The organism is Mycobacterium seoulense, from assembly GCF_010731595.1.
GTDB lineage: Bacteria > Actinomycetota > Actinomycetes > Mycobacteriales > Mycobacteriaceae > Mycobacterium > Mycobacterium seoulense.
The window spans coordinates 1,754,680-1,780,607 of record NZ_AP022582.1; the positions used below are offsets into that span (position 1 = coordinate 1,754,680).

At 64.9% G+C, this 25,928-nt stretch carries 28 protein-coding genes; 18 read left to right on the top strand and 10 right to left on the bottom strand.

Annotation, left to right across the window (positions count from 1 at the left end):
- Window positions 1–273 precede the first annotated feature (273 nt).
- Window positions 274–486 carry a hypothetical protein gene (locus G6N37_RS08045; protein ID WP_163678385.1) on the bottom strand — a complete coding sequence of 71 codons (213 nt, stop codon included), beginning with the start codon at window positions 484–486 and terminating at the stop codon, window positions 274–276.
- 37 nt (window positions 487–523) lie between these two features.
- On the opposite strand from G6N37_RS08045, the gene G6N37_RS08050 reads away from it, so the two are divergent.
- Both G6N37_RS08050 and G6N37_RS08055 read left to right on the top strand, forming a co-directional pair.
- Window positions 524–718 carry a hypothetical protein gene (locus G6N37_RS08050; RefSeq protein WP_163678387.1) on the top strand — a complete coding sequence of 65 codons (195 nt, stop codon included), beginning with the start codon at window positions 524–526 and terminating at the stop codon, window positions 716–718.
- 197 nt (window positions 719–915) lie between these two features.
- On the top strand, window positions 916–2,151 hold the full coding sequence (locus tag G6N37_RS08055) for an osmoprotectant NAGGN system M42 family peptidase (protein WP_163678390.1): 1,236 nt from the start codon (window positions 916–918) through the stop codon (window positions 2,149–2,151).
- An 11-nt stretch (window positions 2,152–2,162) separates the two neighbouring features.
- Here G6N37_RS08055 and G6N37_RS08060 read toward each other — a convergent pair whose 3' ends face one another.
- Together G6N37_RS08060 and G6N37_RS08065 are read right to left on the bottom strand one after the other, a co-directional pair.
- Window positions 2,163–2,936 carry a class I SAM-dependent methyltransferase gene (locus G6N37_RS08060; protein WP_163678393.1) on the bottom strand — a complete coding sequence of 258 codons (774 nt, stop codon included), beginning with the start codon at window positions 2,934–2,936 and terminating at the stop codon, window positions 2,163–2,165.
- 52 nt (window positions 2,937–2,988) lie between these two features.
- Window positions 2,989–3,672 (bottom strand): GAP family protein, encoded by a 684-nt coding sequence (locus tag G6N37_RS08065; protein ID WP_163678395.1) that lies wholly within the window; start codon window positions 3,670–3,672, stop codon window positions 2,989–2,991.
- Between the two features lie 272 nt (window positions 3,673–3,944).
- Between G6N37_RS08065 and G6N37_RS08070 the strand changes: the two genes are divergently transcribed.
- The 3 genes from G6N37_RS08070 (at window position 3,945) to G6N37_RS08080 (ending at window position 7,137) form a co-directional block, all read left to right on the top strand.
- Window positions 3,945–5,378: an FAD-dependent oxidoreductase gene (locus G6N37_RS08070; RefSeq protein WP_163678397.1), complete on the top strand. Its 1,434-nt coding sequence runs from the start codon at window positions 3,945–3,947 to the stop codon at window positions 5,376–5,378.
- A gap of 41 nt (window positions 5,379–5,419) precedes the next feature.
- Window positions 5,420–6,481 carry a hypothetical protein gene (locus G6N37_RS08075; RefSeq protein ID WP_163678399.1) on the top strand — a complete coding sequence of 354 codons (1,062 nt, stop codon included), beginning with the start codon at window positions 5,420–5,422 and terminating at the stop codon, window positions 6,479–6,481.
- A gap of 212 nt (window positions 6,482–6,693) precedes the next feature.
- Window positions 6,694–7,137 carry a limonene-1,2-epoxide hydrolase family protein gene (locus G6N37_RS08080; protein WP_163678401.1) on the top strand — a complete coding sequence of 148 codons (444 nt, stop codon included), beginning with the start codon at window positions 6,694–6,696 and terminating at the stop codon, window positions 7,135–7,137.
- Between the two features lie 25 nt (window positions 7,138–7,162).
- On the opposite strand, the gene G6N37_RS08085 is transcribed toward G6N37_RS08080, so the two are convergent.
- Window positions 7,163–7,723 (bottom strand): FKBP-type peptidyl-prolyl cis-trans isomerase, encoded by a 561-nt coding sequence (locus tag G6N37_RS08085; RefSeq protein WP_163678402.1) that lies wholly within the window; start codon window positions 7,721–7,723, stop codon window positions 7,163–7,165.
- A gap of 446 nt (window positions 7,724–8,169) precedes the next feature.
- Between G6N37_RS08085 and G6N37_RS08090 the strand changes: the two genes are divergently transcribed.
- Window positions 8,170–8,526 carry a DUF732 domain-containing protein gene (locus G6N37_RS08090; RefSeq protein WP_163678404.1) on the top strand — a complete coding sequence of 119 codons (357 nt, stop codon included), beginning with the start codon at window positions 8,170–8,172 and terminating at the stop codon, window positions 8,524–8,526.
- Between the two features lie 186 nt (window positions 8,527–8,712).
- Window positions 8,713–10,989, top strand: a complete 2,277-nt coding sequence (locus G6N37_RS08095; protein WP_163678407.1) for a putative bifunctional diguanylate cyclase/phosphodiesterase — start codon at window positions 8,713–8,715, stop codon at window positions 10,987–10,989.
- Between the two features lie 14 nt (window positions 10,990–11,003).
- Here G6N37_RS08095 and G6N37_RS08100 read toward each other — a convergent pair whose 3' ends face one another.
- Window positions 11,004–11,702: a DUF899 domain-containing protein gene (locus G6N37_RS08100; RefSeq protein WP_163684750.1), complete on the bottom strand. Its 699-nt coding sequence runs from the start codon at window positions 11,700–11,702 to the stop codon at window positions 11,004–11,006.
- Window positions 11,703–11,853: 151 nt separating this feature from the next.
- On the opposite strand from G6N37_RS08100, the gene G6N37_RS08105 reads away from it, so the two are divergent.
- The 4 genes from G6N37_RS08105 to G6N37_RS08120 all read left to right on the top strand — a co-directional run bounded on the left by G6N37_RS08105 (window position 11,854) and on the right by G6N37_RS08120 (window position 14,943).
- The gene (locus G6N37_RS08105) at window positions 11,854–12,174 is read left to right on the top strand and encodes a hypothetical protein (protein ID WP_163678408.1); all 321 of its coding nucleotides are present in this window, start codon (window positions 11,854–11,856) and stop codon (window positions 12,172–12,174) included.
- A gap of 26 nt (window positions 12,175–12,200) precedes the next feature.
- The gene (locus tag G6N37_RS08110) at window positions 12,201–12,431 is read left to right on the top strand and encodes a DUF167 domain-containing protein (protein WP_163678411.1); all 231 of its coding nucleotides are present in this window, start codon (window positions 12,201–12,203) and stop codon (window positions 12,429–12,431) included.
- 115 nt (window positions 12,432–12,546) lie between these two features.
- A complete protein-coding gene (locus tag G6N37_RS08115; RefSeq protein ID WP_163678414.1) occupies window positions 12,547–13,356 on the top strand; it encodes a PPOX class F420-dependent oxidoreductase in 810 nt (269 codons plus the stop codon).
- Window positions 13,357–13,401: 45 nt separating this feature from the next.
- The gene (locus G6N37_RS08120; protein WP_163678417.1) at window positions 13,402–14,943 is read left to right on the top strand and encodes a hypothetical protein; all 1,542 of its coding nucleotides are present in this window, start codon (window positions 13,402–13,404) and stop codon (window positions 14,941–14,943) included.
- A gap of 84 nt (window positions 14,944–15,027) precedes the next feature.
- Here the strand turns inward: G6N37_RS08120 and G6N37_RS08125 are convergent, their stop codons facing one another.
- The gene (locus G6N37_RS08125; RefSeq protein WP_163678420.1) at window positions 15,028–15,618 is read right to left on the bottom strand and encodes a TetR-like C-terminal domain-containing protein; all 591 of its coding nucleotides are present in this window, start codon (window positions 15,616–15,618) and stop codon (window positions 15,028–15,030) included.
- Window positions 15,619–15,716: 98 nt separating this feature from the next.
- On the opposite strand from G6N37_RS08125, the gene G6N37_RS08130 reads away from it, so the two are divergent.
- The 5 genes from G6N37_RS08130 to G6N37_RS08150 all read left to right on the top strand — a co-directional run bounded on the left by G6N37_RS08130 (window position 15,717) and on the right by G6N37_RS08150 (window position 20,931).
- Window positions 15,717–16,193, top strand: coding sequence for a DUF1772 domain-containing protein (locus G6N37_RS08130; protein ID WP_163678424.1), 477 nt, complete (start codon window positions 15,717–15,719; stop codon window positions 16,191–16,193).
- A gap of 52 nt (window positions 16,194–16,245) precedes the next feature.
- Window positions 16,246–16,587 carry an NIPSNAP family protein gene (locus tag G6N37_RS08135; RefSeq protein ID WP_163678428.1) on the top strand — a complete coding sequence of 114 codons (342 nt, stop codon included), beginning with the start codon at window positions 16,246–16,248 and terminating at the stop codon, window positions 16,585–16,587.
- The gene (locus tag G6N37_RS08140) at window positions 16,584–16,964 is read left to right on the top strand and encodes a DUF4267 domain-containing protein (RefSeq protein WP_163678432.1); all 381 of its coding nucleotides are present in this window, start codon (window positions 16,584–16,586) and stop codon (window positions 16,962–16,964) included. Before G6N37_RS08135 ends, G6N37_RS08140 begins: the two co-directional genes overlap by 4 nt.
- Before the next feature lie 370 nt (window positions 16,965–17,334).
- Entirely contained in the window at window positions 17,335–18,420 is a 1,086-nt protein-coding gene (locus tag G6N37_RS08145; RefSeq protein ID WP_232075349.1) for an acetylserotonin O-methyltransferase, read from the top strand.
- 246 nt (window positions 18,421–18,666) lie between these two features.
- Entirely contained in the window at window positions 18,667–20,931 is a 2,265-nt protein-coding gene (locus tag G6N37_RS08150) for a putative bifunctional diguanylate cyclase/phosphodiesterase (RefSeq protein WP_163678437.1), read from the top strand.
- 96 nt (window positions 20,932–21,027) lie between these two features.
- On the opposite strand, the gene G6N37_RS08155 is transcribed toward G6N37_RS08150, so the two are convergent.
- Both G6N37_RS08155 and G6N37_RS08160 read right to left on the bottom strand, forming a co-directional pair.
- Complete coding sequence (locus tag G6N37_RS08155) at window positions 21,028–21,846, bottom strand: alpha/beta fold hydrolase (RefSeq protein WP_163678440.1); 819 nt, start codon at window positions 21,844–21,846, stop codon at window positions 21,028–21,030.
- Window positions 21,847–22,139: 293 nt separating this feature from the next.
- On the bottom strand, window positions 22,140–22,571 hold the full coding sequence (locus tag G6N37_RS08160; RefSeq protein WP_232075351.1) for a hypothetical protein: 432 nt from the start codon (window positions 22,569–22,571) through the stop codon (window positions 22,140–22,142).
- Window positions 22,572–22,612: 41 nt separating this feature from the next.
- Between G6N37_RS08160 and G6N37_RS08165 the strand changes: the two genes are divergently transcribed.
- Window positions 22,613–22,948 (top strand): methyltransferase, encoded by a 336-nt coding sequence (locus G6N37_RS08165; RefSeq protein ID WP_372514655.1) that lies wholly within the window; start codon window positions 22,613–22,615, stop codon window positions 22,946–22,948.
- 14 nt (window positions 22,949–22,962) lie between these two features.
- Here the strand turns inward: G6N37_RS08165 and G6N37_RS26165 are convergent, their stop codons facing one another.
- Entirely contained in the window at window positions 22,963–23,145 is a 183-nt protein-coding gene (locus G6N37_RS26165; RefSeq protein WP_232075353.1) for a hypothetical protein, read from the bottom strand.
- Between the two features lie 164 nt (window positions 23,146–23,309).
- On the opposite strand from G6N37_RS26165, the gene G6N37_RS08175 reads away from it, so the two are divergent.
- Window positions 23,310–25,346: a serine/threonine-protein kinase gene (locus tag G6N37_RS08175; RefSeq protein WP_163678447.1), complete on the top strand. Its 2,037-nt coding sequence runs from the start codon at window positions 23,310–23,312 to the stop codon at window positions 25,344–25,346.
- Window positions 25,347–25,471: 125 nt separating this feature from the next.
- Here G6N37_RS08175 and G6N37_RS08180 read toward each other — a convergent pair whose 3' ends face one another.
- Window positions 25,472–25,798, bottom strand: coding sequence for a hypothetical protein (locus tag G6N37_RS08180; protein ID WP_163678450.1), 327 nt, complete (start codon window positions 25,796–25,798; stop codon window positions 25,472–25,474).
- Window positions 25,799–25,928 lie beyond the last annotated feature (130 nt).

Sequence of the window (25,928 nt, forward strand, 5' to 3'; positions counted from 1 at the left end):
AATCAACGCAAATTGTTCATCGGGCCATTGTTCGAGCGCTCGTGGTTCCCGCCGGCATGTCGTCGCGCGCGCAGAGTGCAACCGGAAGGCGAGGGGGAGACGCGCGTCAGAAGCCAGAGAATGCGTCGCAGTTCAAGGGTTTCCTAGGGCAACAGAAGCGGATGGTACGGATCCCGCCGGCTCCTGTTCTGGAAAATGTCTCCGTTAAACGCCGGCTGAAACAGGTCCGCCCGGATACCAACTGCCGGTAACGTGCCTACAGCAAACACATTCTCAGAATAAGGGAGCTCCGATGCGGCGAGACCGAACTTTGGCAGGAGTGCTCGCCGTTGCGATCGTCACGGCGGGGTGCTCGAACGGCTCATCGTCGTCAGCCTCGTCGTCCAGCTCAACGACGCCGTCGAGTTCGGTTGCGGCCGGCAGTTCGTCACCGTCGACGACGCCACCCTCGTCGGCCGCACCGGGCGGCCCTTTGGACCAATCCACCTGCCTGGACGTCTCCTTCGCCAAAGACAATCTGATGGTGGCCAACAACCCCGAAAATGCCCGCAAATATGCCGACACACTGGAGAAGTACGGCCCGCCCGACAGCGTGAAGGCGGCGATCGAGCACTTCGTCACCACCGTCGGAGCGCAGCCCAACGATCCAGACCTCAACGCCAACAGGGACGCACTTACCAGTTGGATCAAGCAGATATGCCCCAACGTGAACCCTTGATCCGCCAGGCCTGACACCTTCACGCGAACCAATCGGATTGCGCCGCAGGGCGACCGGATCCGCAGTGCTCTACCGTGAGGGCAGCGGGGGACACGGCGCCCCTCTTGCGGCGCTGGGTCTCGCGGCCCGGGCCGGTGGATCAACGGTGGCCACGCGGTAGGTTAGTCCCGGTCCCGGGTGATTCGAGAGGAGATACCGTGCGCCAAACGGCGGCCATGGCCGAGGCCGACCGCACGTGGATGGTCGACACGCTGCTAGCGCTACTGCAGACGCCAAGTCCGGCGGGGCGAACGGACGCGGTGATGCAGCACATCGGCGACATCTTCGACGGCTTCGGCGTGCCCTTCTCCTTGACGCGGCGCGGTGCGCTGACCGCCGAACTCCCTGGGGCGTCGGCGACGACCGACCGCGCGCTCGTCGTCCATGCCGACACCATCGGCTGTATGGTTCGCAGGCTCAAGGACAACGGCCGCCTCGAGGTGATTCCGGTCGGCACGTTCTCGGCCCGGTTCGCCGCGGGCGCCCGGGTCCGGATCTTCTCCGACGACCCCGACGAGTTCATCACCGGCACCGTGATGCCACTCAAGGCCAGCGGCCACGCATTCGGTGACGAGATCGACCTGCAGCCCACCGACTGGGAACACGTCGAGGTCCGCGTCGACCGCAAGGTCTCCTCGCGCGAGGACCTCGTCCGTCTCGGCCTGCAGATCGGCGACTTCGTCGCCTTTATCGCCAGCCCCGAACTGACCGCCGACGGCTACATCGTTTCCCGTCACCTCGACGGCAAGGCGGGCGTCGCGGTCGCGCTCGCGCTGGCCAAGAATTTCGCCGAGAACAAGGTGGTGCTGCCGCACCGCACCATGCTCATGATCACCATCACCGAGGAGGTCGGCCACGGGGCGAGCCATGGCTTGCCCGCCGACGTCGCCGAATTGGTTTCGGTGGACAACGCGGTGTGCGCACCCGGCCAGCACTCCATCGAAGATGGCGTGACGATCCCGATGGCCGATCTGCACGGTCCGTTCGACTACCACCTGACCCGGAAGCTGTGCCGGCTCGCCGCGGAGCAGGGTATCCCCTGCGCGCGGGATGTGTTCCGCTATTACCGCTCCGATGCCGCCGCTGCGATCGAGGCGGGCGCGGGCACCCGCGCAGCGCTCGTCGGCTTCGGGCTCGACGGCAGCCACGGGTGGGAGCGCACCCATCTGGATTCGCTGCAGGCGGTGTACTGCCTGCTGCACACCTGGCTGCAGACGCCGCTGACCTTCGCCAAATGGGACGCCAAGCCGTCGGGCCAGCTGCGGGACTTCCCGTCGTCCGAGCAACCCGCCCCGAGCGAGCGGTGGGTGCCGCTGGCCCGAGGTGAACTCGATTCACCCGGCGAGGCGTCGCCGGGATCGGTCTGGCCGCCGTCGGAGGGGCCCCAGGCCTGAGGCGTCGACGCCTAGTGGTCGCCGCCGCGGGGGATCCGGTCGGCCCGCCAGCACCGGGATTGCATGGGGATGTCGATCGCTTCGGCATCAGCGAAGCGCCGGTGCAAGGCGGTGCGCGCATTGGCAAGTCGCTCTGCGCGCTCGTCCGGAGACGCCATGATCAGCCGGCTGTAAGTGCCCACCATTGCCACGACATCGTCGAGTTTCATGGTCCTGGTGAATGTGAAGGTCGCGCGGGCAACGTTGTGGAAGATCTGCGGGTCGGGAAGCGCGACGTTCTCGTGACGCCGACGAAAGCGATCGGGTGACTCCGCTTCGGGGGTGTCTTCGCCGGGCAGCAGGTCGAGGTCGCGGACCCAATCCACGTCACGATCCCGACTGGTCCAGATGAGGCCGAATCGGCCGCCATCGCGCAGTACCCGACCGATCTCCGGGACGGCGCGTTGGGGATCCATCCAGTGCCACGCCGACGAGACAAAGACTGCGTCGGCGGCCGCATCGGGCAGTGGAATGGACTCGCCCGTTCCTTCGACGGCTCGAACGTCGGGAGACCGCTCGGTTAGTACCGCCCGCATGCGGGCATCAGGTTCGACGGCGATCACCTCGGCCGCCCTGCCCGCAAGCGCGCGGGTGAATAGTCCCGTGCCCGCGCCCAGGTCGACGGCCACCCCGCAGCGGGGCGGGACCAACCAGTCCACGGCTTGGCGCGGGGGTTGTGGACGCAAGCCGTCGTAGTCCTCGGCGATCGAGCCGAAGGACGTGGCGCGTTCTAGGCGATCAGTCATATCCGCCAAGGTAATCCGGCTCGCTGGGCAAGACATGAGAAAGAATTGTGCTTCACCACAGCGCACTGTGGTTGACGAGCGCGTCGGCCACCAGCCCGATTCCGAAGACCAGGAACAGCAGCCGCACCGATATCGGACCGTAGCGGGTGAGGGCGCGCACAAGCCGACGCTGAATACGTTTGGCTCGCATCGTTTTCCGCATCGAGAGGGCAAGGATCAGCAACGGCGGGGAAAGCGCAATCAGCCAGTAGGCGATGATGGCCAACGGCCACAGTGCCGGCCTCGGGTGCAGGGCGGCGAGCATGGCCAGCCCGGTGAGATAGGGGATGGCGGTCGGCGCTTGGCCACTGCCGACCGCCAACCCGAGAAACCCGAGCAGCCAGGGACGCTGGCGCATGGCCGCCAATGCCCAGCCGGGAGCCGATGATTGGGCGGTCAACGGAAAGTAGGCCAGCCCCGTCAGCACCAGACCGAGCACCAGCTCGCCACGAAAACGGATGGCCGGTGTCACGTGGAAGCCGACGACATGGGTCAAGAAGCTGAGACCCAGAACCGTGCACAGCCCGAACGTGGTCGTCACGGCGAACACGCCGACGATGAAGCTCAGGGCGCCTGGAATCGGTGACCGGCGACTCAGCCGGCTGTCGAAAATAACCGCGGAGACCACGCCCAGGTTGAGGACGTTCAACGAATCGAGAAGCGCCAGACCCGCAAGCGCCAGCACAAGAGGTCCCACCCGCCTGAACCCCGCGTTACCGTACGAACTCGCCGGGGGCCCGCAGACGGCTGAGCTCAGCCAGCGGGACAAACAGCGAAGCGGCGACCATGCTGCAGACAATACGAGTCAGAGAGCGACGTGTCTGTCCGAGGTTGCGTGCGCCGGCCGGCGGGCACATCACCGGGGCGGCTCGCATCGGTGTCGATCCGGTCACACGGCATGGGGCACCGCGGCTTTGGTCGTCACGCGTTCGACAATGCGGGGCATGAGGCAGACGCGGGAGCCCGACGGTGGCGCGTGAATTCTCACGGCAGACGTTCCTGCGAGGCACCGCCGGCGCATTCGCTGCCGGTGCGGTCTTCGGTTCGGCCCGGGCCACCGCCGCTCCCAATCCAACCGGCTGGGAGGGTCTGTCCACCGCCATCGGGGGGCAGGTTCTGCTCCCGGACAACGGTGCTTTCGGCTCGGCCAAGCAGGTTTTCAACACCAACTACGACGGCCTGACGCCGGCCGCGATCGTCGCTCCGGCGTCGCCGGCGGACGTGCAGAAGGCCATGGCGTTCGCCGCTGCCCACAACCTGAAAGTGGCTCCACGCAGCGGCGGGCATTCCTATATCGGCGCGTCCACGGCGAACGGCGTCATGGTGCTCGACCTGCGCCAGCTGCCCGGGGGAATCAACTACGACGCCGCCTCCGGGACCGTCACCGTGGCTCCCGCAACCAGCTTGTATGCGATGCACCAGACATTGGCCGGCGCGGGGCGGGGCATCCCGACGGGTACCTGCCCGTCGGTCGGTGCGTCCGGGCACGCCTTGGGCGGGGGACTGGGCGCCAATTCCCGCCACGCCGGTCTGCTGTGTGACCAATTGGTGTCGGCGTCGGTGGTATTGCCGGGTGGCCAGGCGGTGACCGCGTCCAACTCCAGCAACCCCGACCTGTTCTGGGCGTTGCGCGGTGGCGGGGGCGGCAACTTCGGGGTGACCACCTCGCTGACCTTCGCCACGTTTCCCGCCACCGACCTCGACGTCGTGAACCTCAACTTTCCGCCCGAGGCGTTGGCGCAGGTTCTGGCCGGTTGGCAGAACTGGCTACGCACCGCCGACCGGAACAGCTGGGCGCTCGCGGATGCCACCGTCGATTCCATGGGAACGCATTGCCGCATCTTGGCGACCTGCCCGGTCGGATCGGGGGGCAGCGCGGCGGCCGCGATCACCAAAGCCGTTGGCGTGCAACCGACGGGGACCGACAACCACACCTTCAACTATCTGGACCTGGTGCGGTATCTGGCGGTGGGGAACCTCAACCCGTCGCCACTCGGATACGTCGGCGGATCCGACGTGCTGCCCGTCGTCAACGCGGCCACCGCCCAGGGGATCGCCAAGGCGGTCGAGGCGTTCCCGCGCGGAGCCGGGCGCATGTTGGCGATCATGCATGCCCTGGACGGTGCCCTCGCCGATGTGGCGCCGGGCGCCACCGCATTCCCGTGGCGCCGCCAGTATGCGCTGGTGCAGTGGTACGTCGAAACCGGCGACGCGGCGGCGGCGACCAATTGGCTCAACACCGCGCACCAAGCCGTGCAACCGTATTCGGTCGGCGGATATGTGAACTACATCGAGGCCAACCAACCGGCCTCGCGTTATTTCAGCTCGAACCAGTCCCGGCTGACTGCCGTACGGCAGAAGTACGATCCCGGCCGAATCATGTTCTCGGGGCTCAACTTCTAGTGAATAGCGTGCGCGTCTGACGTCGGGCCATAATCCCACGCATGACGAACGCGGTAAAAGTGACGCTGAACCGCAGCAGCGTCGCGATGGGCGACGACGTGGAGTCCCATCGAGTCTTCTGGGTCTTCCCAGCTTCGGCCACCGTCGACGACCTGCTGGTTGAGATCTCCCACTATGTGCCCGGAGTCGCCGGGCCGGCCGGCTGGATCGCCGACGTCAACACCGATGACCAGATGCGGCGACGCGACCTCGGCCTCATCTACACGCGCGACGACCTCAGACAAGAAGATCTGGTGTGCAGATTGGTGCCTGGTCGGACCACACTGGGCGATCTGGTCCGCTGGGCGAAGATCCCGGACCTTGACGTGTACGTCCGGTACCTGACCTGGGATATGGGACGCCCCCTGACCTTGAGCGAGGTGACGGCGGGCCCCACCTACACCGGCGTGCAGCCGACCAAGCTGCAATCCGAAGCCGAGGCAGAGGCCGAAACGGATTGGGTCTTGGTGCGCGAGTTGGATCGTCGCGCCGCCGCGGTCGCTGCAGCGCGACGCGATTGGATTCGCACCAACGTCGTCTCAGGAGCTACGCCGCCGCCCGGGACCGATGTCTTCATTGCCCGTAATTTCCACTACTTGGCCGACCTGCACTGCCCGGCCAGCATGGAGGTCGCCGCGCAATTGTTGGGAACCGATGAAGCGGTATACGAAAGTCTCGAGGCGACGAACGATTTTGATACCCGCCCGGCGATGGTTACCTTGGCGATGGTGCTTGCGGCGTTTGAATGGAATACCGCACGCGGCAGCTGGCAAGCCGAAGGCCGCCGATATCTCAAGCCGTACTTCGAATACCTCGCAGGCTGCGGCTACGGGCTCTCACCGATCGAACAAGTCATGACAGGCCACCTCGCGGTTGAGCAATTGAAATTGTCGGCCGGCGACACGGCCAGGCTGAACCGCATCCGGCAGTTGCGCGATCTGCAATACCGGCTGCGCATGAATCGCTACTACAACAAAACGCTGACCGATGACCAATACCGTGCGGCTATCAGCTCGGTCCACGCCGAACTCTCCGACCTCGGTGAAGTTCCCGGACCCATGTAGGTCGATTTGCCTCGACGCGGCGCGCGGTAGGCGAGCGTCAACGCCGGCGCCCGGGGATGTGGTCGGCGAGCTCGTCGAGTGGGCCAGTTCAGATTGCCTCGGCGATGACTACGCATCAGATGACGGCGCGGAAGTCGCGCGAAGCCCAACGCAAGCGACTGCTGCCATCTACAGTTCAGCGAACAACGGACGGACACCTAAAGGAAAATATGATGGCGAAAAGTGTTGCGGCCAAGAACGACAACGAGAAGATCGTGGTCGATTTTATACACGCCGCTTACGGCGAAAGCATGGACACCGACGCGATGACCGCGCTCATGGCCGATGACTTTGTCTGGCAGCTCCACGTGCCCCTGTCACCCGTGGTCCGGGGACGCGACGCCGCGCGCGCGGAACTCGAGAAGCACAACACGCTCTCGACGGGGATGGTCGAGGGGAGTGAGATCCGGACGATCGTGTCCGACGGTGACACAGTCGTCGTCGAACGCGTCGACGTCAACGCCATGAACGGTGTCACCGTCACGTTCTACGTCACGGCGTTCTTCGGAGTTCGCGACGGCGCGATCACTTACTGGCGCGAGTATTGGGACACCACCCACGTCGCTCAGCAACTCGGCATCGATCCCGCGCTCATGTTCGCACCGCTGAGCAGTTGAGCGGCAGGGGATTTGGGACGCCGAGCTAGCCCGAGGCGCTCAGGATCTTGATCGCGAAAACGAGCGAATCGCCCGGCCGTATTCCAGCGCTGGGCTGACCGTTGGGGTAGCCATCCGCCGAGGTCATCGCGACGGCGACGGTGGACCCGACCTTTTGTCCCGCGATCGCCTTCTGGAAGCCCGGCACAACACCGTTGAGCGGGAAGTCGACCGGGGCGCCCCGCTGGTAGCTGCTGTCGAACACGGACCCGTCACGTCCGTTGACGCCCATGTAGCAGACGGAAACCGTCGCCGTGCCGGGGACCACCGGTCCGTCTCCGGCGTGCAGCGTATGCACCTGGGTCTGGGTCACGCTGAACGGTGCCGTCACGTCGATGCGCGGCGCTGTCGTATCCGTGGATCCGGTGACCGCGACGCTGCCGGTGGCCCCGGTCAGGGTCCACTCCGGCGTTCCACCGCCTTGTGGTGGCGCGGTTGGGCAGGAGCCGGCCGCCGTTGCGTGGCCCGACGCAGCAATCGCCAGGACGGTTGCCGCGACACAGGCCGCGACGGAGGAATACACCAGGGAGGACTTCACGGCCGTCACGCTACAGCCGGTCACTGAGTCTGTTATTGGTGGCCCCGCCCCGACGTCAAGTGAACGAATATCTTCTTTAGCCGGTTAACGCCGCCAAGCCCAGGCCGGTAAAGAGTGCTGCGCCACCTCATCGCGCGATAACCGTCTCGCGCGTAAGGGTATTGGGGTTGACATTCGCTCAGACGTGTCACTCATCGCTGCCTGCGCGGCTCGCTGATCAGTGAGCGCTGACCGTTGCGGGTCCGAGTTTGTCCCGACAGCCAATGCGGACGGGTTTTGACGTCCACGCCCGCATTGTTGCCTCATCGCGCCATAGAGATAGAGGCGCACGCTTGTGCACTGCGGCGACTGGCTAAATTTCAGCGAGCCACCTTTCCAAGCTTTGGTTATTCTTCGTATTCGTTGCTGCTTCGGACCGCGCCCACCGGCGGCCGCGCAGAAAGGAAGCGAATCGAATGCCCTCACTTCGCTGGCTGGCCAAAGTCACCGTCCCCCTAGCGGCTGGCGCCGCCCTGGTCGGCGGCGCTGCCGTTGCGAGCGCGACCACCCCCCAAGATGAGGCCTACCTTGCGCAACTGCGCGCCGTCGGCCTCTCCTGGCCACCCCAGACGGAAGAGGCACTCATCGGGGAGGCCCACCTCATCTGCTACGACCTCACTTGGGGTTGGACGCCGCAACAGATCGCCGACGACGTCCACGCCCACTTGAATGCGAGGGGCGTCACCCTGTTAGACGTCGGGACCATGGTCGACGCCGCGCACTCGGTCTATTGCCCGGGCAACGTGTGCGACGCCCCGTCCCTGTGCACATGACGGCGCGCCGGGAAGATCGAAAGAGCAGGCAGAGCCGGGGAGGGCGGCCCCCGTCCAGCACGCCTTGACCGGGGAAACACGCCAGCAATGAGCAGAACTGCTCTTGGGATGTGGGCATAGCCATATCCTGCTTGCAACGCCACCCAACCAATCGAGGGAACGTTGTCAGTGACACGAAGCCGACCAGTGGTGGTCGTGTTGGCAACCATCGGCCTCCTCGTGTTCGCCGCGATGTTGTTCGGCGCCAGCGATGCCTCGCGTCGCGCGGTGATCGCCTCGGCGGGGACGGTCATCGGGGGCATATTCGCGACGACATGTTCGCTCACTGCCGCCTACCGGTCTCGGGGCCGCCAACGGTTTGCGTGGACCGTGATGTCAATCGCTCTGGTCGGTTGGACGGCCGGCGAAGCGGTTTGGTGGTACGTCGCCGTGGGTGGCGTTCTCCCGGCCGCGGATCTGTCCGCGGCCAACATCGGCTACCTGATACTGCCGCTGGGCGCGTTGGTCGCCGCGCTTGCCATTCCCAGTCGGGACGATTCCCGATTCGGAATCGGGCTCCTGCTCGACGGCATCCTGATCACGGCCTCGCTGATGGTCGTCATCGTCCTTCTGCCGCTGGGTCGCACGGCGTACCCCTCACAGACGCTCAGCGTTCCACGGATCTTGCTGGCCACCGCCGCGGGCGTGTACGTGGGATTGGTCGCCATGAGCTTCATCATCGTGAAAAAGGCGGAGGCGGACCGCAAACTCTCACCAACGCTGATGACGCTGGGCTGGGGAGTGATCGCAGCGACCGGGATAGTCCACGTCTACAGGGATTACGCCGCCCAGGTGCCCAACGACCTCGTCGTGCTCGGCTGGGTCGGCGGAATGTATTTCTTCGCACTGTCCGGAATCAGTTCTCGGCCAACACCGGAAGTTGACCTTGGATTTTCTCGGCCCTCGTCGCGGGCGTCAGTGTGGCTGCCGTACCTGCCGGTACTTCTGGCCATCATCGTTGGCGCCGTGCACTTTTGGCCGATGTACCGCGGCGAGGGGTTTATCTTCCTGGTTTGCGTGGTGCTATTCCTCACCACCCTGATCCGCCACGTCCTGCTGTTAGACCACAAGCGACGTCTGCTTGTCGCGGTGTCTGATGCCGCCCTGCGGGACCCGCTAACCGGGTTGGCTAATCAGCGACTCTTCGATGAGCGCCTGGCGCATGCGCTGCGCTTACACGTTCAGCACAGCGTGCCGGTCAGCGTGCTCACGGTAGGCGTCGACGATTTCAGGTTGGTGAACGACACGCTCGGATATGACGTGGGTGACCAACTTTTGCGCGGTGTCGGCGAGCGGATCCAGGCCAACGTCAACGACAGCCACACCGTTGCGCGAATGAGCGGGGACGAATTCGCCATCCTGGTCGAAGACCGCCCCGACGTTGCCGTGGAGGTTGCCAACGGGCTGGCCCGATCGTTCGAGGAGCCCGTCGACATCGAAGATCACAGCCTGGACGTACGTCTGAGCATCGGGGTGGCCTCTGCGGGATCAGAACTCGTCACCGTCCCGGCGCCGGGCGATCTCCTCAGACGGGCTGACGCGGCACGCTCCTGGGCCCGGCCAGCCAGCTCGACCAACGTGCGGGTGTTCACACCCGAGATGGACGCCCAGCTTGGCCAGGCAGCGGCGCATGACGTTGCCATGGCCCGGTTGCAACTGCTCGGCGAACTGCGACGCACCATCGAGAACGGCTCGCTGACCCTGCTTTATCAGCCGAAATTCGGCATGTGGACCGGAAACGTGACCGGAGTCGAGGCGCTGGTTCGATGGCAGCACCCGCGATTTGGCGTCCTGGGGCCCGATCAGTTTCTACCCCTGGTCCGAGAACACGGGCTGATGGATGCGCTCACCGAGCTGGTGCTGTGGCAGGCCGTCGCCGACGCGGCCGCGTGGCAGGCGGCAAACGCCGCTATCCCCGTCGCGATCAATTTGGGGGCGCCGTCCCTCGATAAGGATGCGCTGCCCGACCGAATCATGTTTGTGCTCAACACCTACGCAATGTCTCCCACTTCCCTCACGATCGAGATCACCGAGGATTTGGTGGTGGCCGACCTGGCGAAGGCACGCACAGTGCTGAATCGTCTTCGCGAGAACGGCATCCGGGTCGCGATCGACGACTTCGGCAGCGGCTATGCCACTTTGACTTATCTGCGCGAGCTGCCGGCCGACGAGGTCAAACTCGGCCGGGAATTCGTCGCCCCGATCCTGCACGACGAGCGCGCCGCTACCATCGCGCGGTCGGTGATCGAGCTGGCATCCGGGTTCGGCATCACCAGCGTTGCCGAAGGCGTCGAAGACTATGCGACGGCCAAGCGACTCAAGGAATATGGCTGCGACGCCGTGCAGGGGAACTTCTTCTGCCCCCCGCTACCCGCTTCCGAGATCCCGCGCATCCCTGCAAACTCGACGCTGCCGGCGCAGTGATTCGGCGGCGCGGGTCATGAGTCATCCCTGGGGCCATAGGCGGCTGCAATGTCGGGGGCGCCGAGCCACCCCGAATAGGTGGGGCGCGAGGGCCACCCTTCAGGTGAATCGAGCCACTCCTCCTGCCGTCCCCAGGGCAGGATGTCGATCAGCCCGAACGTGTGACTGAGTTGCTCGGTGCCCCGGCCGTTCGTATGCCACGTGCGGTACACGGTGTCTCCATCGCGCAGGAACACGTTGACCCCGAAGCCCCCGCCGGGTGGCGCGTCCATGTCGGCGGCAAAGGAACTTTCCGAGGACGAGTACCACTCCATGCGGTTGCCGACCTTCCGTTTGTAGGCCAGGGCTTCCTCGATCGGTCCGTTGGTGACGATGACGAACCGGGCGTCGTAATTCTCGAGGAACTCGAGGCGGGTGAATTGCGACGTGAAGCCGGTGCACCCGCCGCACTGCCATTCGGCGCCGTCCGACCACATGTGGTGGTAGACGATGAGCTGCGATCGGCCGGCGAACACGTCGACCAGGCGGATCGGCCCGTCGGCGCCGACCAGCACATAGTCGGCAAGTTCGACCATCGGCAGGCGCCGACGCTGGGCGGCGATCGCATCCAGTTCGTGGGTGGCGGCCTTCTCCCGTTTGCGCAATTCATCCAGTGCGCGGCGCCAAGTTTGCTGATCGACGACTGGCGGCAGGGCCGGGTGTTGGGACGACATGGTTCCACCTTTGCGTTCGGTTTGTCCGTCTGGAAGGTCTGACTGGTGACGTGGCCGGAATTCATCGCGCGTGGTTGCGACTCGGTCGATGCTCTTGACCCGCATGCCCGGGCTCGCTTCGATGGTGGTTAGGCACGAGGGGAGGCCCACCGTGAGGACGTTCGTTCGCCAACTTGTAGTCGTCGCCATGCTGGCCTTTGCGTCGATGGCAGCCGTGACGATCGTGACACCACCGGTGAGTTCGGCCGACTGCGCGGACGGCGAGTGGTGGGACCCGACGGGCAAGGTTTGCCGACCGCTCGGTGTCGGGCCACAACCCTTGGCGTGTGACCCGGGGCAATGGTGGGACCCGACGGCTAATGTATGCCGGCCGCTCGGTGTCGGGCCGCAACCTCTCGCGTGTGACAACGGCTGGTGGTGGGATCCTGGCGCCAACGAATGCCGTCCGCCGGTGGTACCACCGGCCGGTTAGGTGCGGTGTCTCCAGCCTTACGCGCCATGACCGACTCCGTCGTCGTCAGGGTCAAGCCCGGCAGCCGAAAGGGACCCCTCGTCGAGGTCGGCCCCGACGGTGCGCTGACAATCTACGTTCGGGAGCCTGCAGTCGACGGCAAGGCCAATGACGCCGTCACCCGGCTGCTGGCAGCTCACCTTCAATTGCCCAGAAGCCGGCTCGAATTGGTATCCGGAACGACCTCACGGCTCAAACGTTTCCGCGTGAGCCGCTGAACGCCGCGTGGGTGTGTCAGGTCTGCGCCGCCGCCGCTGGTCGTGTCACACAGCGCTGTCTTATTCCGTCTAGCGAGAGAGGTTAGCGGGCAAGCATCCACGGAAGGACGACACGATGAATCGCTTGAGCACGCCGGCGCACATCTACCTGGTCGCGGTGACAGCGGCAGTGGGGGCGGTCACCGCCGGGATCGGGATCTGGTGCCTCGTCGACCCGAATTCCTTTGCCCGTGCCGTCGGATTCGACGCGCACCGGCACTTCTTACATGACGTGGGCGCGTTCCAGCTGGGTCTGGGCGCGACCCTGCTACTGGCCGTGATCTGGGCGGACGCGTTGGCCACGGCGCTCGCCGGATTCATGGTGGCGAACACCGTGCACACGGTGAACCACGTTGTGGACCTCGACGTCGGCGGTTCCGTCGGGCAAGCGTGGGCGCTCGGCGTGGTGTCAGTTGCCCTCGCCTTCGCGTTTGTCCTGCGACTACGTCAACTCGGCTACGTTCTGGGTTCCGTTGGGACGGCAGCCAATCCGGCATTGGCGCCATTCGTGCGTCAGAAGACCATCGCGCTCACCACCTTTCGCAAGGACGGAACCCCCGGCTCCAGTCCGGTCAGCATTGTGGTGGACGGAGACCACGCCTACTTCCGAAGTTTCGAACGGGCCGTCAAAGTGCGACGAATCCGGCGTAATCCGGACGTCGAATTTGGTCCGGCAACGGCATCTGGCAAGCCGACGGGGGCCACGCTCCCAGGCCGCGTGCGTCTGCTGGAGGGGCCTGAATATCAGCGGGCGGCACGTCTGCTGCGGCAGAAATATCCGTTGCTGCATGGCGTCCTGGTGCCGACTGCACACCGGCTCATGCGGTCCAAGTATGGCCGCACGGTCCACGCGGAATTGACTCCGTTGTCTGAATCTCAGCGATAGCCGATAACGCCGCACCCGTATGCTTCGGGGGCTTACGATGTCGCCGTGGCGGATGTGACCGTGGCAATTTTTACGTTCACCAGGAACGAAGCGACCGCCGTAACCGAGTTGCTGGCACGCCTTTACGTCGACCTACCCGTGTTCGGAACCACGATATGGACACCGGCGAAGCAGGGGGAGAAGGCTCTGGAGGGCCGCCTGTCCGACGGCCGTACCGCCAGGGTGGAACACCATCCATTGAGCGCCCAGGGCAATGTCGTCGCCGCGGCCGCTCTGAGCAGATCGACCCGGGAGAACCGGGCGGACTACTACGTCTTCTACGGCTGCTGCGGAACGCTCGACGAGAAGTTGATTGGCCAGGTGTTTCGGGCCGCGAGGGTGTCATACCTGTCGTTGGGAGTGGTGATCGCCTCACCCGATGGCGAAGTCGTCAAGTTGAAGAACAAGTGGATCGTCCGCACGCAACCCGACGATCAGGCTCCGCTTGACGCGATTGAGATGCGAGCCGGGTCCGCCGGCGCCCCGGGCTCCGTGTCGGGGCTGGACCTTCCCGACGCCCACGTTTTGGCGACCGACAAGGTAATCAAGGTCTCGCCAGGTGTGGCACCCGTGCCAATCGACACCCCATCCAGCGGTCCCGTCTATGCCAGGGAGGACTGGACATACTCGCTGGCGCTTGCGCTGTACTCCGGAATGGCGACTCACCCGGTCCTCGTCGACATGGAGTCCTTCGGTATCGCTTCCGCCATGCGCTCGTTGGGCTTGTGCGAACGCGTGCTTGTCCTGCGCGTCGTCACAGATGCCCTCAGCGACAAAGCGGATCAAACCGAGGAGGATCAACTCGACTTTCTGAAAGCAGGTTTGCCCGAGCTGGCTGGTGCGATCGCGACCATCTTGGGAATCCCGATGACGCCGGGACGCGAACCGCGAACCCTCGAGGACGAGGTGCGCAGGTTGCGCGCCGGCTTGGTGATGGCCGCGCCTTTGACGAATGACCCACGGGAATCAGAAATGGTTCGTGTCGTGTCGGCGGCGTCGCTGGCCTGGGACGGCCAGCTAGACCGGGTCGACCGCTTCTCGCGCCCGCTCCTGCCATCGGGTGCCGATATGCCGGAGCGCGCCAACCCTGGGATGACAGCACGACTCTTCTTAGAACAGGTGGCTTCCGACTATCGACGCGTGGCGTCCGTAGAACTTGACCTCCGCGAGGTGGAAGCTCAGCGCAATTCGGACGAGGGGACGGCCGCCCTCGAGCGCGCACGCGTCGTGAGTCGGCCCGTGGCGCCGCTCGTTGTCGGGCAATACCTTGCCTCTTTTGAACGTGCCGCGGGCACGGACTTGGGGAGCGTGCTGGAGCCATGGATGGTGTCGGCCGGCGATGCAGATCTGGAATCGCAATGCGCTGCGGCATTCGGCGAGGTCCTCGGCCCCCTGGTTCAGGTCGCGTTGGACAAGGCGCACGGCCACACGTCGACGGTGCTGCCCGACTGGTCTGTCGCGGTAGGCGATTCGTGGTGCAGGGAATTCCTGGGAGCGGGAGCTGCGATTCTCACGGATCCGAGTTTGCTCAGCTCGCCGCCGACATAAGGCGGTCGTCCGTTGGCTCACCGACGGTGCGTCTCGCGATGCAACGTCTCCGCCCGCGGGGAGATGGGACCAGTTCTGTCCGGCCTAGCCCGTCGGCTCCCGTCTGCTGGTGAACTGGTTGACGAGCAACTGCAAACGGTCCGACTCGTAGCCAGGGCGTAGTCGGCCGGCACGGGTAAGGGTGACCAGCCCGTGGAATGCGGCCCAGAACACTTCGGTGAGAGTGTCTGCATCCTGTTCGTCCGCGACGAGTCCGACCGCCGCGCGCAGCTCGGCGAAGGCGGCTTCCAGCTGCGGCGGTGTGTCATCGGCGGCAAAGCGCAAGTTGGTCGCGCGGGTGAACATCGCGTCGTAAACCGCCGGGTTGTCCCGGGCGAAGTCGAGATATGCGTCCGCTACCCGGGTCAGGACGTCGTTGGCCGCGCCGGCGCCGGCGCGGGCGGCCCGAAGCGTATCGGCAAGCTCACCAAACCCGTCGACGGCGACGGCGTCAGCGATGTGTTCCATGCCGCTGAAGTGCTTGTACAACACCGGCTGGCTGTACTCGATCTCGGTGGACAGGCGACGGGTGGTGACGGCCTCCCATCCTTCGGCCTCGGCCAACTTGCGGGCGGTTGTGACGATCAGCCGCCGCCGGGCGGCCCGCTCGCGCTCACGACGGTCCTCGATAGCCATAGCCCATGGTAGCACTGGTAGAAATACTAGCGCCGCTATTGACACGCTAAGCGCCGGGGGTTAGCGTTGCTAGCAGTTGCGAGTGAGGGGTGTTCGACATGAACCTGGACGTCATCACACGGGCCGCCGCAATGATCGCGGTGCTGGGCACCGCGGTCGTCTACGGCACCGACGTGTTCTGCGCGATCGTGCTGCGACCGGCCTTGGCATTGGTCGACGACAGTGCGTTGGTCGCGGTCACGGGGAGTGTCCATCGATACGGAGACCGGCGCATGCCGGTGCCCGGGGTGCTCGGGGTTGTCGCCGCCGCGACGAGCGCGGTGCTGGCCATGGTCGCCGCACAGCGGATGCAGGCCATCGCCGCGGGCGCCGCGCTGATCCTCCTGCTGGGGTGGATTGTGCTCTACGCGCGGGTGAGCGCACCCATCAATCGACAACTCACCGCGGCCGCCGACGCGGGCCAGCCGCTACCGAACGGGCGTGCGCTGCAAGCCAAGTGGGACCGAGTCATCAACGCCCGCGCGACGTTGCAAGGCCTGGCAGTAGCGGCCTTGTGCGTGGTGCTGATGGTCTGACACGCCCGCCCAGCCCACGCCAAGCGGCTTCCACCGAGGAGAGCGGCATTCGATGTTTCAGCTCAGGATCTACACCCTGCGATCACCAGAAGCCCTGCAGCAGTATGCGGCAATTCACTGGGCCCGCCACCTGGAAACCTTCCCGGCATTCGGCGTGACCACCCACGGTGTGTGGACCGAGGCGAGCGACGGCGCGAATCGACTCGTCGCGCTGATCGGCTATCCACCGGGCGCGGACCCCGAACAAGTGACCCGACAGGTCATGGCCAGCCCGGAATTCGCCGCCGACATGGCCGGCTTCAATCTCGACGAGATCGTCGACGTTCAGTCGATACCGCTTGACCCGACACCGTTTTCACCCATTCACCAGCGAACCCAGGAGGGCTCGAAATGACCACCATCATCATTGGCTACAGTCTCGCCGGGCTCCTCGCCGCGGGCATCATCTTCATCGGCGCACGGTTTCTCGTCGCCCCGCGCGTTGCCGCCGCCGGCTATGGCGTACTACCGGATCTGGACCAGCCGGGCGCGAACGCCTATCTGAGCGTCAAGGGGGTGCGCGACATCGCGACAGGCCTGCTCGTCATCGTCCTGATGGTCGCGGGCGCGACACATCTCGTCGCCTGGGCGATGTTGGCCGCCACAGTCATTCCGCTCGCCGACGCCGTTATCGTGTTACGCAACGGCGGCTCGAAGTCGATCGCCTGGGGAGTCCATGGCGTGACCGCCGCCGTCATGCTCGTCACGACCGCGCTCCTGCTCGCGTCGTAGGCTGTTCTCGTCGCCCGCGACTCACCCACGGCCGAAGGCAGGGGAGCGGCCGTCGCCCATGGTTCCTGGCCCCGATAGGCGTTGGGTGCGGTGCAGCGTCACCCCGCTGCAACTCCGTCGGGGGGGACGACCACCGGGACGCTTGCCGTGGGAACGCATCCGGTCGCTGCAACGCCGGCAAATACGAGGATCGCCGCAAGGACGGCTTTCGTGGCTAGACGCGACATGGCGACTCCGTTCATCCGACCCCCTGTCGGGACTCTAGACGCGGTCGGCATTTATTTCAACCGTTATTGAAATGTTGGGTGATTGCCGGCATAATTCCTATCCGGACCGATCGATCGGTCCCGCAGCGGAGGAAGGTAATCACTTGGCATCAAAGGTTCCGCCTGCCAAGGTCGCGCGAGCCGTCGAACGGGCCCGCGGCCACCTGTCATGGCTTCGCCAACGCTTCGCTCCGCCTGCGGCGGTGATGATGGAATTAATCCTGAATGCGTGGGTGGCTCAGGCGATCACGACCGCGGCGGATCTTGGCGTGGCGGACGCCCTCGCCGATGGGCCTCTGTCCGGCGAGCAACTGGCAGACCGGCTGGGCGCCGACGCCGACGCATTGAGGCGACTCATGCGCGCGTTGATCGGAATCGGAATCTTTCGCCAACGCAGCGACGGTCGCTACGCACTCACCACGCTCGCGGCGACATTGCGCACCGACGCACCCGTGTCAATGGCCGGGATGGCGCGATGGGTCGGGTCGCCTCAGCATCGCGAGCACTGGAGCCACCTCACCGACGCGATCCGGACCGGGCATCCGGTGGTGCCAGAACTCCGCGGCAAGCCGGTGTTCGAGTACCTGGCTGACGAAGCAGAGCTGGGTGGGATTTTCAACTCTGCCATGACCAATGTGTCCGAGTTGGCGATCGTGCCTTTGACCGCGGCCTACGACTTCAGTGCGTTCGGCACGATCGTCGATGTCGGGGGCGGACACGGTCGTCTGTTGGCGGCGATTCTGCAGACGGCTCCGAATTCCCGCGGTGTGCTGTTCGATCTTCCGGAGGTCGTCGCGGGCGGCCCAGAGTTGTTTCGCAAGTACGGTGTCGAGGACCGCGTCAAGATCGAAGAGGGGTCGTTCTTCGATTCCGCCCCGGAGGGCGGGGACGCGTATGTGCTCAAGAACGTCATCCATGACTGGCCCGAGGATGACGCGGTGCGCATCCTGAAGAACGTTCGCGTTGCGGCCCGCACCGGCGCGCGACTGTTGCTCTGTGAGTTCGTCATTCCGGAGCACAACCGCGACTTTCACGGCAAGTGGGTAGACCTCGAGATGCTGGTCGTCGTCGGCGCGCGCGAACGCACCGCGGCCGAGTATGGCCGGCTGATCGACCAAGCCGGCTTCCGGCTGAACCGCGTCGTCGACACCGCGTCGCCGCTCAGCATCGTCGAGGCGACGGCGGTGTAGCCAGGGCCCGCTACGGCCGACCGGCACCTGCTTGCGCATTTTCCGGGTTGAACTCTTCACCTACGGGTCGGCGCAGACCCAACGCCGACGGCGGGTCCACCGGCTGATTACCGACACGGCTCTAGGCCATTCCGCGTCCTCTTTGCTGAAAAGGCGCTGACATTTCTCTGGCATGAGCGATAACGGTCCCGGTGCCGCCCTGTTCTGCCAAGATTTACACGTAATACCGGGGCTGGAGGGGGAGCGTTGCGGTTTCTGAGCCGCCGCATGGGTTACGGGCTGTCTGCCGTCGTCGTTGCTGCGGCAGAATTCAACGCGCTCGGGTTGTGGGGAGTGGCGACGGCTCTGCGGGGGCAGTTCGTTCTCGAAGTGACGTTGTGCGTTGTGGCGCTGCTCGCCGGGCTGCTTGTCGTTCGACGGGTTGCCGGCCTCGCGCGGTGGTGGCGAGTGACCCTTCTGGCGGCCATCGCCACCTTCCTGGCCGCTGAGGCCCTCTCTCAGCGAGTCCGGGTGGCTGATAGCGGCGCGACCGCGCCGCCGGCAGCGGTCGTCGGCTATTTCGTTGCCGGGCTGCTGTTCGGTGCGGCGATACTTCTGCTGGTTCGGCCGGGCCACCGCGCGCCGGCGCGAACGTGGATGCGGGGACGGCAGCGCGTAATTACCGCCGGCCTTGATGGATTGTTGGCGACACTGGCGTTCTTCCACCTGGTCTATGTCGCCCGGCTGGGGGCCATGCACGGCGCCGCGCTGCCCCGGTCGACCAACACCGCAGTCGTGACCGGTATCGCGGCGGTCGAGCTCGTCGTGGTGGTGAGCGCCCTTCTGGGGGCGATGTGGTATCCGCCGTATCGGTCGGGCCGGACGAATTACATGCTGCTTGCCGCCGCGGTGATCACCCTTTCGTCTTCGGACCGGCTGCTGGCCTACCTTCGCAGCGTCGGAGTGGCGCAGCTGGACTTGTGGGTCGGCAGCGGATTCGTCATTGCTCCGCTGCTGATCGCATGGAGCTTGCTGGAATTTCCTCCACGCGCCCGTCCCGAACACGACGATGAAATGCCCACCAACTGGGCGCAGCTCACCCTGCCTTACGTGGGATTCATGGGCAGCACCGCTCTCGTCACCTTCCACGAGCTCATCGGACGCCGGGTCGACCCCATCTTCATCGGCACCTACGTTGCGATGGCCGTGCTTGTCGCGACCCGATACTTGGTGGCGATGCGCGTGCAGCGGATGCTCACCGAACAGCTCATCGACGCCAAACGCCGCCTCGCGCATCAGGCTCAGCACGACCCTTTGACGCACCTGCCCAATCGATTGTTCTTGGCGCAGCAGCTGGACGATGCGATACGCGACGGACCGTTCGTGCTGATCTTCGTCGACATCGACGATTTCAAAGAGGTCAACGACCGCTTCGGGCACGCAGCCGGTGACGAGCTGCTATGTGCGATCAGCGCTCGGCTCAAGAGTTGCCTTGGCGCCGACGACACACTGGCTCGAGTCGGCGGAGACGAGTTCGCCATCCTCATCACGGGTTTCGTGGAAGCACCCGAAGTTGTCGCCGACCAGCTGCGGGTAGCGCTGCGCAGTCCGTTCTCGTTACACGGCACGTCGGTGCGGGTGCGCGCCAGCATGGGCCTGGTCACTCCCGGATGTGACGGCCTGCCTCGGACCTCCGATGATCTACTCAGACAGGCCGACATCTCGATGTACACCGGAAAGCGGCTCGGCAAGGACACCGCGGTGGTCTACCGGCCGGCGTTCACTGTGGCCGAGGATTTTCCGACCGCGCTTCGATTAGCGAAAGGTGGTGCTCCACAAGGCTTTCGGCTGAAATACCAGCCCATCGTCGGCCTCCCACAGGGCGACCCGGTCGCTGTCGAGGCGCTTGCCCGCTGGACCACACCGAGCGGCATACAGATTCCTCCCCAGACCTTCGTTTCCCTGGCCGAAGCCAACGGCATGGGGGCAGAACTCGATGCCCTGGTGATCGATCGGGCCTGCGCGGACATCCAATCGTCCGGCCTTGGCCTGGACATTCATATCAACATCGGCGCCGCGCGGTTGGGCAGCGTCGATTTCGAACGGGTCATCAGCAACACGCTCGACCGGCACGGGCTGCCGCCGCAGCGAGTCGTCCTGGAGATCACCGAGACGGTTCCCATTGTGGATCTCGCCGACGCCGCGGCGGCCATCAGACGCCTGAATGACCTGGGCATCAGAGTAGCCTTGGACGACTTCGGCGCCGGATACAACTCGCTGACCTATTGGCACGAGTTGCCGGTGCAGATTGTGAAACTCGACCGCGGGCTGGCGATGGGTGTCGAGCCGGGACGAAACCTCACGCTGTATCGCTCAGTCATCGGGCTCTGTGAAGCCCTGGGCCTCAACGTCATTGCTGAAGGAATCGAAACCGCCGAGCAGGCCGAGACAGTCTTCATGGCCGGATGTGGCCTGGCGCAAGGCTATCTGTTCGGTCGGGCCACCGACCTGACTGACATCGTCGCGTCCTAGCCGCGGGGCGTCGGTAATCGACTACGGCGATCGAAAGCCGCTAGTTCCCGTCAACTCCCGGCCGACGATTGACGTCACCCGGTCCGACGCTGCCGATCACGACGCGATGAACGCGAGCAGGTCCGGGTTGAGGACATCCGCGTGCGTGGTCAGCATCCCGTGCGGGTAGCCGGCATAGGTCTTCAGCGCACCGTTCTGAAGCAGGTCGACCGCTCGGGGCACCGCGCTGGCGAACGGAACGATCTGATCGTCATCGCCGTGCATCACCAGGACGGGAACGGTGATCTTCTTCAGCTCCTCGGAGTAGTCCTGCAGCCAGGACACCACCGTCTCGTAGTGAGCCTGGGCGCTGCCGGACATGCCCTGCCGCCACCAGTTCGCGATGACCGCCTCGGACGGCTCCACCCCTGATCGGTTGAATCCGTAGAACGGCCCCTCTGGCACCGCGCGGAAGAACTCGGATCGATTTCCCAAGACGCCCGCGCGCACCGCGTCGAACCACTCCTGGGGTTGCCCGCCAGGATTGTCCTCGGCCTGGGCCATGCTCGGTGTAGGGGAGGACACCAGTACCGCCTTGGCGACCCGCTCCTGGTGGCGCGCAACATAGCAGGCCACTTCAGCGCCGCCGGTGGAATGCCCAATATGGACGGCGTCGCGCAGGCCGAGCTGCTCGGTCAGCGCGGCCAGGTCGGCCACCCAGTGCTCGATGTCATTGCCGGTGCCGACCTGCTCGGATCTGCCATGCCCGCGCCGGTCATGAGCGATGACCCGGTAGCCCTGATGCAGGAAGAACATCATCTGCGCGTCCCAGTCGTCGGCCGTCAGCGGCCAGCCATGACTGAACACGATGGGCTGGCCAGAGCCCCAGTCCTTGTAGAAGATCTCGACACCGTCCGACGTGGTGATGGTAGGCACAGTCGTTTCCTATCACAGTCGCCTCTCGCGAGCGCTCCCGCGATCGAGTGAGTCCACCGTAGGCCACCAGATTCTTGTGAACGCCAGAGTGACCGCCAGGTTGACCTAGAAGCCGGGGTGTCGTCCGCCGGAAAGAATTGCGCTAGCCCCCGCATTGAGACCACAGAGCCGGAACGCCTTGGGCTGCAGTCGAACAGAGCTACCAGCGTGACCGGCAAACGTCCGGGGTCGGGGAGTCGTCGGATGCAAACATGCAGTTTTTAACTGTTACCCGCCATCTACCTTCGAGGTGCCTATGCCGCATTGGTGGGGCAGGCGCGCGCCAAGGCGGCCATCTCGTCGCCGAACTTCTGGTTGACCCGGGTCACCGCCTTCGGCGATGGCGGTAGTTGCGCTTTCAGCGGGTCTTGTCTGCCTAAGTCGTCGTTCATCTGGTTGGCGTCTTTCATGAATTCTCGCGCCAGCGCCGCAGCCCGCTGCGCGTGGCCCAACAGGCCAGGCGCGGTCACCTGGTCGGCTCGCCGCTGGAGGCCGTCGAGCCATGCCTGATAGTCGGCATCAGCGGGTACCGAGTTTTGTTCGTAGGAACCCGGCGGCGCGAACCGCGTCTTGGCTTTCAACGCGGCCCGCATATCGCGGTTGAAATCGATAAATTGCCGCACGCTCCAACAAGGTTGCGCCCGCTCATCGATGCGCCACGCGACGAACAGACCCGCGGCGGCCACGGCGACGCACCATATCGTCACCAACCGCCGGGCGGTCCTGCGTGTACGGAGACTGTTCCGTCCCGAAGCGCGGGGACGCGTATGTGCTCAAGAACGTCATCCATGACTGGCCCGAGGATGACGCGGTGCGCATCCTGAAGAACGTTCGCGTTGCGGCCCGCACCGGAGCGCGACTGTTGCTCTGCGAGTTCGTCATTCCGGAGCACAACCGCGACTTCCACGGCAAGTGGGTAGACCTCGAGATGCTGGTCGTCGCCGGCGCGCGCGAACGCACCGCGGCCGAGTACGGCCGGCTGATCGACCAAGCCGGCTTCCGGCTGAACCGCGTCGTCGACACCGCGTCGCCGCTCAGCATCGTCGAGGCGACCGCGGTGTAGCCCCGCTTACGGCATTACACCTTGAATTGCCAAGCAGCCGAATCGAATTGGTATCCAGAACGACGGTCGCACCTCAAACGTTTCGGCGTCAGCAATTGAGCAGTCCTTGCGGGATGGTCGACGAGGAGAGCGAAGATTTCGGCCGGGGTCGCGGCGATGGTGCGGGTGACGACGTAACGTTCGGCGGTGGCGCTCATGCGTTGTCCTCACTTGTCCCTGGGTCCGTAGGCGGCCGCGATATCGGGGGAGTCGAGCCACCCGAGTATGTGGGCTGCGATGACGAATACCAGCGCGAGGGTTTCCCAAACCGCGTCAGCGGTGGACGATGGTGTTGGTGATTTGCAGCCGACGGGAGGTTTCCATGGAAGGGACCCCGTTCGGCCGGTACCGACTAATCAATTTGCTCGGCCGAGGCGGCATGGGCGAGGTCTGGCGAGCCTATGACACCGTCACCGATCGGATAGTCGCGCTGAAAGTACTCCCAGCGCATTTTGCAGCGGACAGGACGTTTCAGCAGCGATTCCGTCGCGAGGCCCACTCAGCGGCACGGTTAAACGACCCTCACGTGGTGCCGATTCACACCTACGGCGAGATCGACGGGCGGCTATTCGTCGACATGCGGCTGATCGAGGGCCGCGACCTGGCAACCGTGCTGGCCTCCGGTTCGATGTCTCCCTCACGGGCTGTGCACATCGTCGAGCAGGTGGCCCACGCCGTGTACGCCGCACACAAGATTGGATTGGTGCATCGGGATATCAAGCCCTCCAACATCTTGCTCGATGAAAGCGACTTTGCGTATCTGATCGATTTCGGGATCGCGCGTGTTCTGGGCGAGACCGGTTTGACGGGGACGGACGCGGTGGTCGGCACGCTGCGCTACATGGCACCGGAGCGCTTCAGAGTCGGTCAGGCCGATGCACGCTCGGACATCTACGCGCTTGCCTGCGTGCTGTATGAGTGCTTGACGGGAGGCGCCCCATTTCCGGGTGACAGCATCGAGCAACAAGTGGCAGGACATCTGTCGGAGCCGCCGCCGCGCCCGTCTGACTCGGGCGCGCCGCCGGCGTTCGATGCGGTAATCGCCACTGGCATGGCCAAAGACCCAGCGCAGCGCTACGCCACCCCTGTGGATATGGCACGAGCCGCGCGCGATGCGATCACGGTGCCGCTACGCCTACGGGACCCGAATGTGCAGTCACACAACGCCGATGCCACTGCCCCCACACAAGTGGCCTCATGGCCGAGTGAGCCAACGCAGCGAGCGCAGAAACCGTTGCACCCCGACCCGCGGCAGCAGATCCCGGGGAACCGCAGACGCGCCAAACGGTCCTGGGTGGTCGCCGCCGTGATTGCGGTGGTCGTATCGTCGGGGAGCGCGAGCGTGTACCTTCTGCGCACACACACTTCCAAGGCTGGATCTACGCGCACGACGGGATCGGCGACGGTCGCCCCGCCGCCATCGGCGCCGAGCGGGGGAGGCACGCCCAGTCCGGGAGCCACGGCAGCACCGAGTGGTCCACCTACGATCGCCACCTCGATACGGGTGGGCAATGGCCCCTTCGGCGTCGCCGTCGACTCCGCCGGACACACCGCCTATGTCGCGAACACCGGTTCCAACTCCGTGTCGCTGGTCGATACCGGCAGCCGCACGGTCACAGCCACCATCGCTGTAGGACGCCACCCGGTGGGTGTTGCCGTGGATACGTCGACCCGGACCGTCTACGTCACCAACTATGACGATTCCTCGGTGTCGGTCATCGACACCGCCAACGGCACGGTCATCGCCCGGATAGGTGTCGGCACCCATCCGGGCGGGGTAGTGGTCGACCCGGATGCCCGTATCGCCTATGCCACTAACGGTGATAACGCATCGGTGTCGGTCATCGACGTGACGACGCATGCCGTGACGGCGACGGTGCCCACCGGAAAGGGTCCAAGCCGCGTCGCCATCGATCGGACCGCTCACCGCTTGTTTGTCACCACTGCCGATCCCACGGTGACGGTTATCGATACCACGAACCGAACCGTCATCGGTTCCGTCGCACTTCGCGGCCGCCCGGCCGGTATCGCCATCGATACCGCATCGCACACCGCCTATATCGCAAGCGGTGACGATGCATCGGTGTCATTGGTCGACACCATCAGCCTCAGCGTCACCGCTAGTGTGCCCGTCGGGCAACGCCCCGCGGGTGTGGCGGTGGACCCGCCGACCAACACCGCGTACGTGGCCAACTACAGCGGTGCGTCCGTGTCCGTGATGGACACCACCAGACGAATCGTCACCGGAATCCTTGCCGTCGGAAACAATCCGCTCGCCATCGCTGTCGACCCAACCACACACTTCGCCTACGTCACTAGCGACCTTAACCATGGCTCGGTGACGGTGATCGAACGTTGACGTTGGGTCCGTAGACCGCCGATTCAGGATGGTGAACTACTCACGCATTTCGCACTGAGTTAGTACTACTTTTCCAGCTGGCGCCCACACCGACGCCTCAAGAAGCGATTGTGCCCAAGCGTGCGTCAAGCGCCGGGCCTGATCTCAACCGGATGATCGCTCAGGGGCTCAATCACGATCCCTACTCGTCTCATCAGCTCAATTGAACGGTTGGTGTCCATCACCGTCTTTACGTCACCCTCAAGGATCATGTACGCGGCGCGGTTCGTCCGCTCGTAGAACTCTTTCATCGATTCCACGCTGCGAAAGACCGGGAAGTACCAAACACCCTCGCGTTCAAGCAAGAACGGCTTTTGCCTGCCGTCGTTTGTGTCCCCAAAAGGGGTGGAGTAGTACACCTTGGCATCAGCGGGAGCTGTTTCGGGCTGCTTCTTCTTTTTGAATAAGCCCACGGAATCTCCTCTATAGCGGACGCCGTTGGCTCCGCCATATGCGTGCCACGCGATCCGGAAACTCCATGGTGCCAGGTCGACGATGGGGAGCGCAGCACATCTGAAGGGTATGCAACGGTGCAGCTAGCGT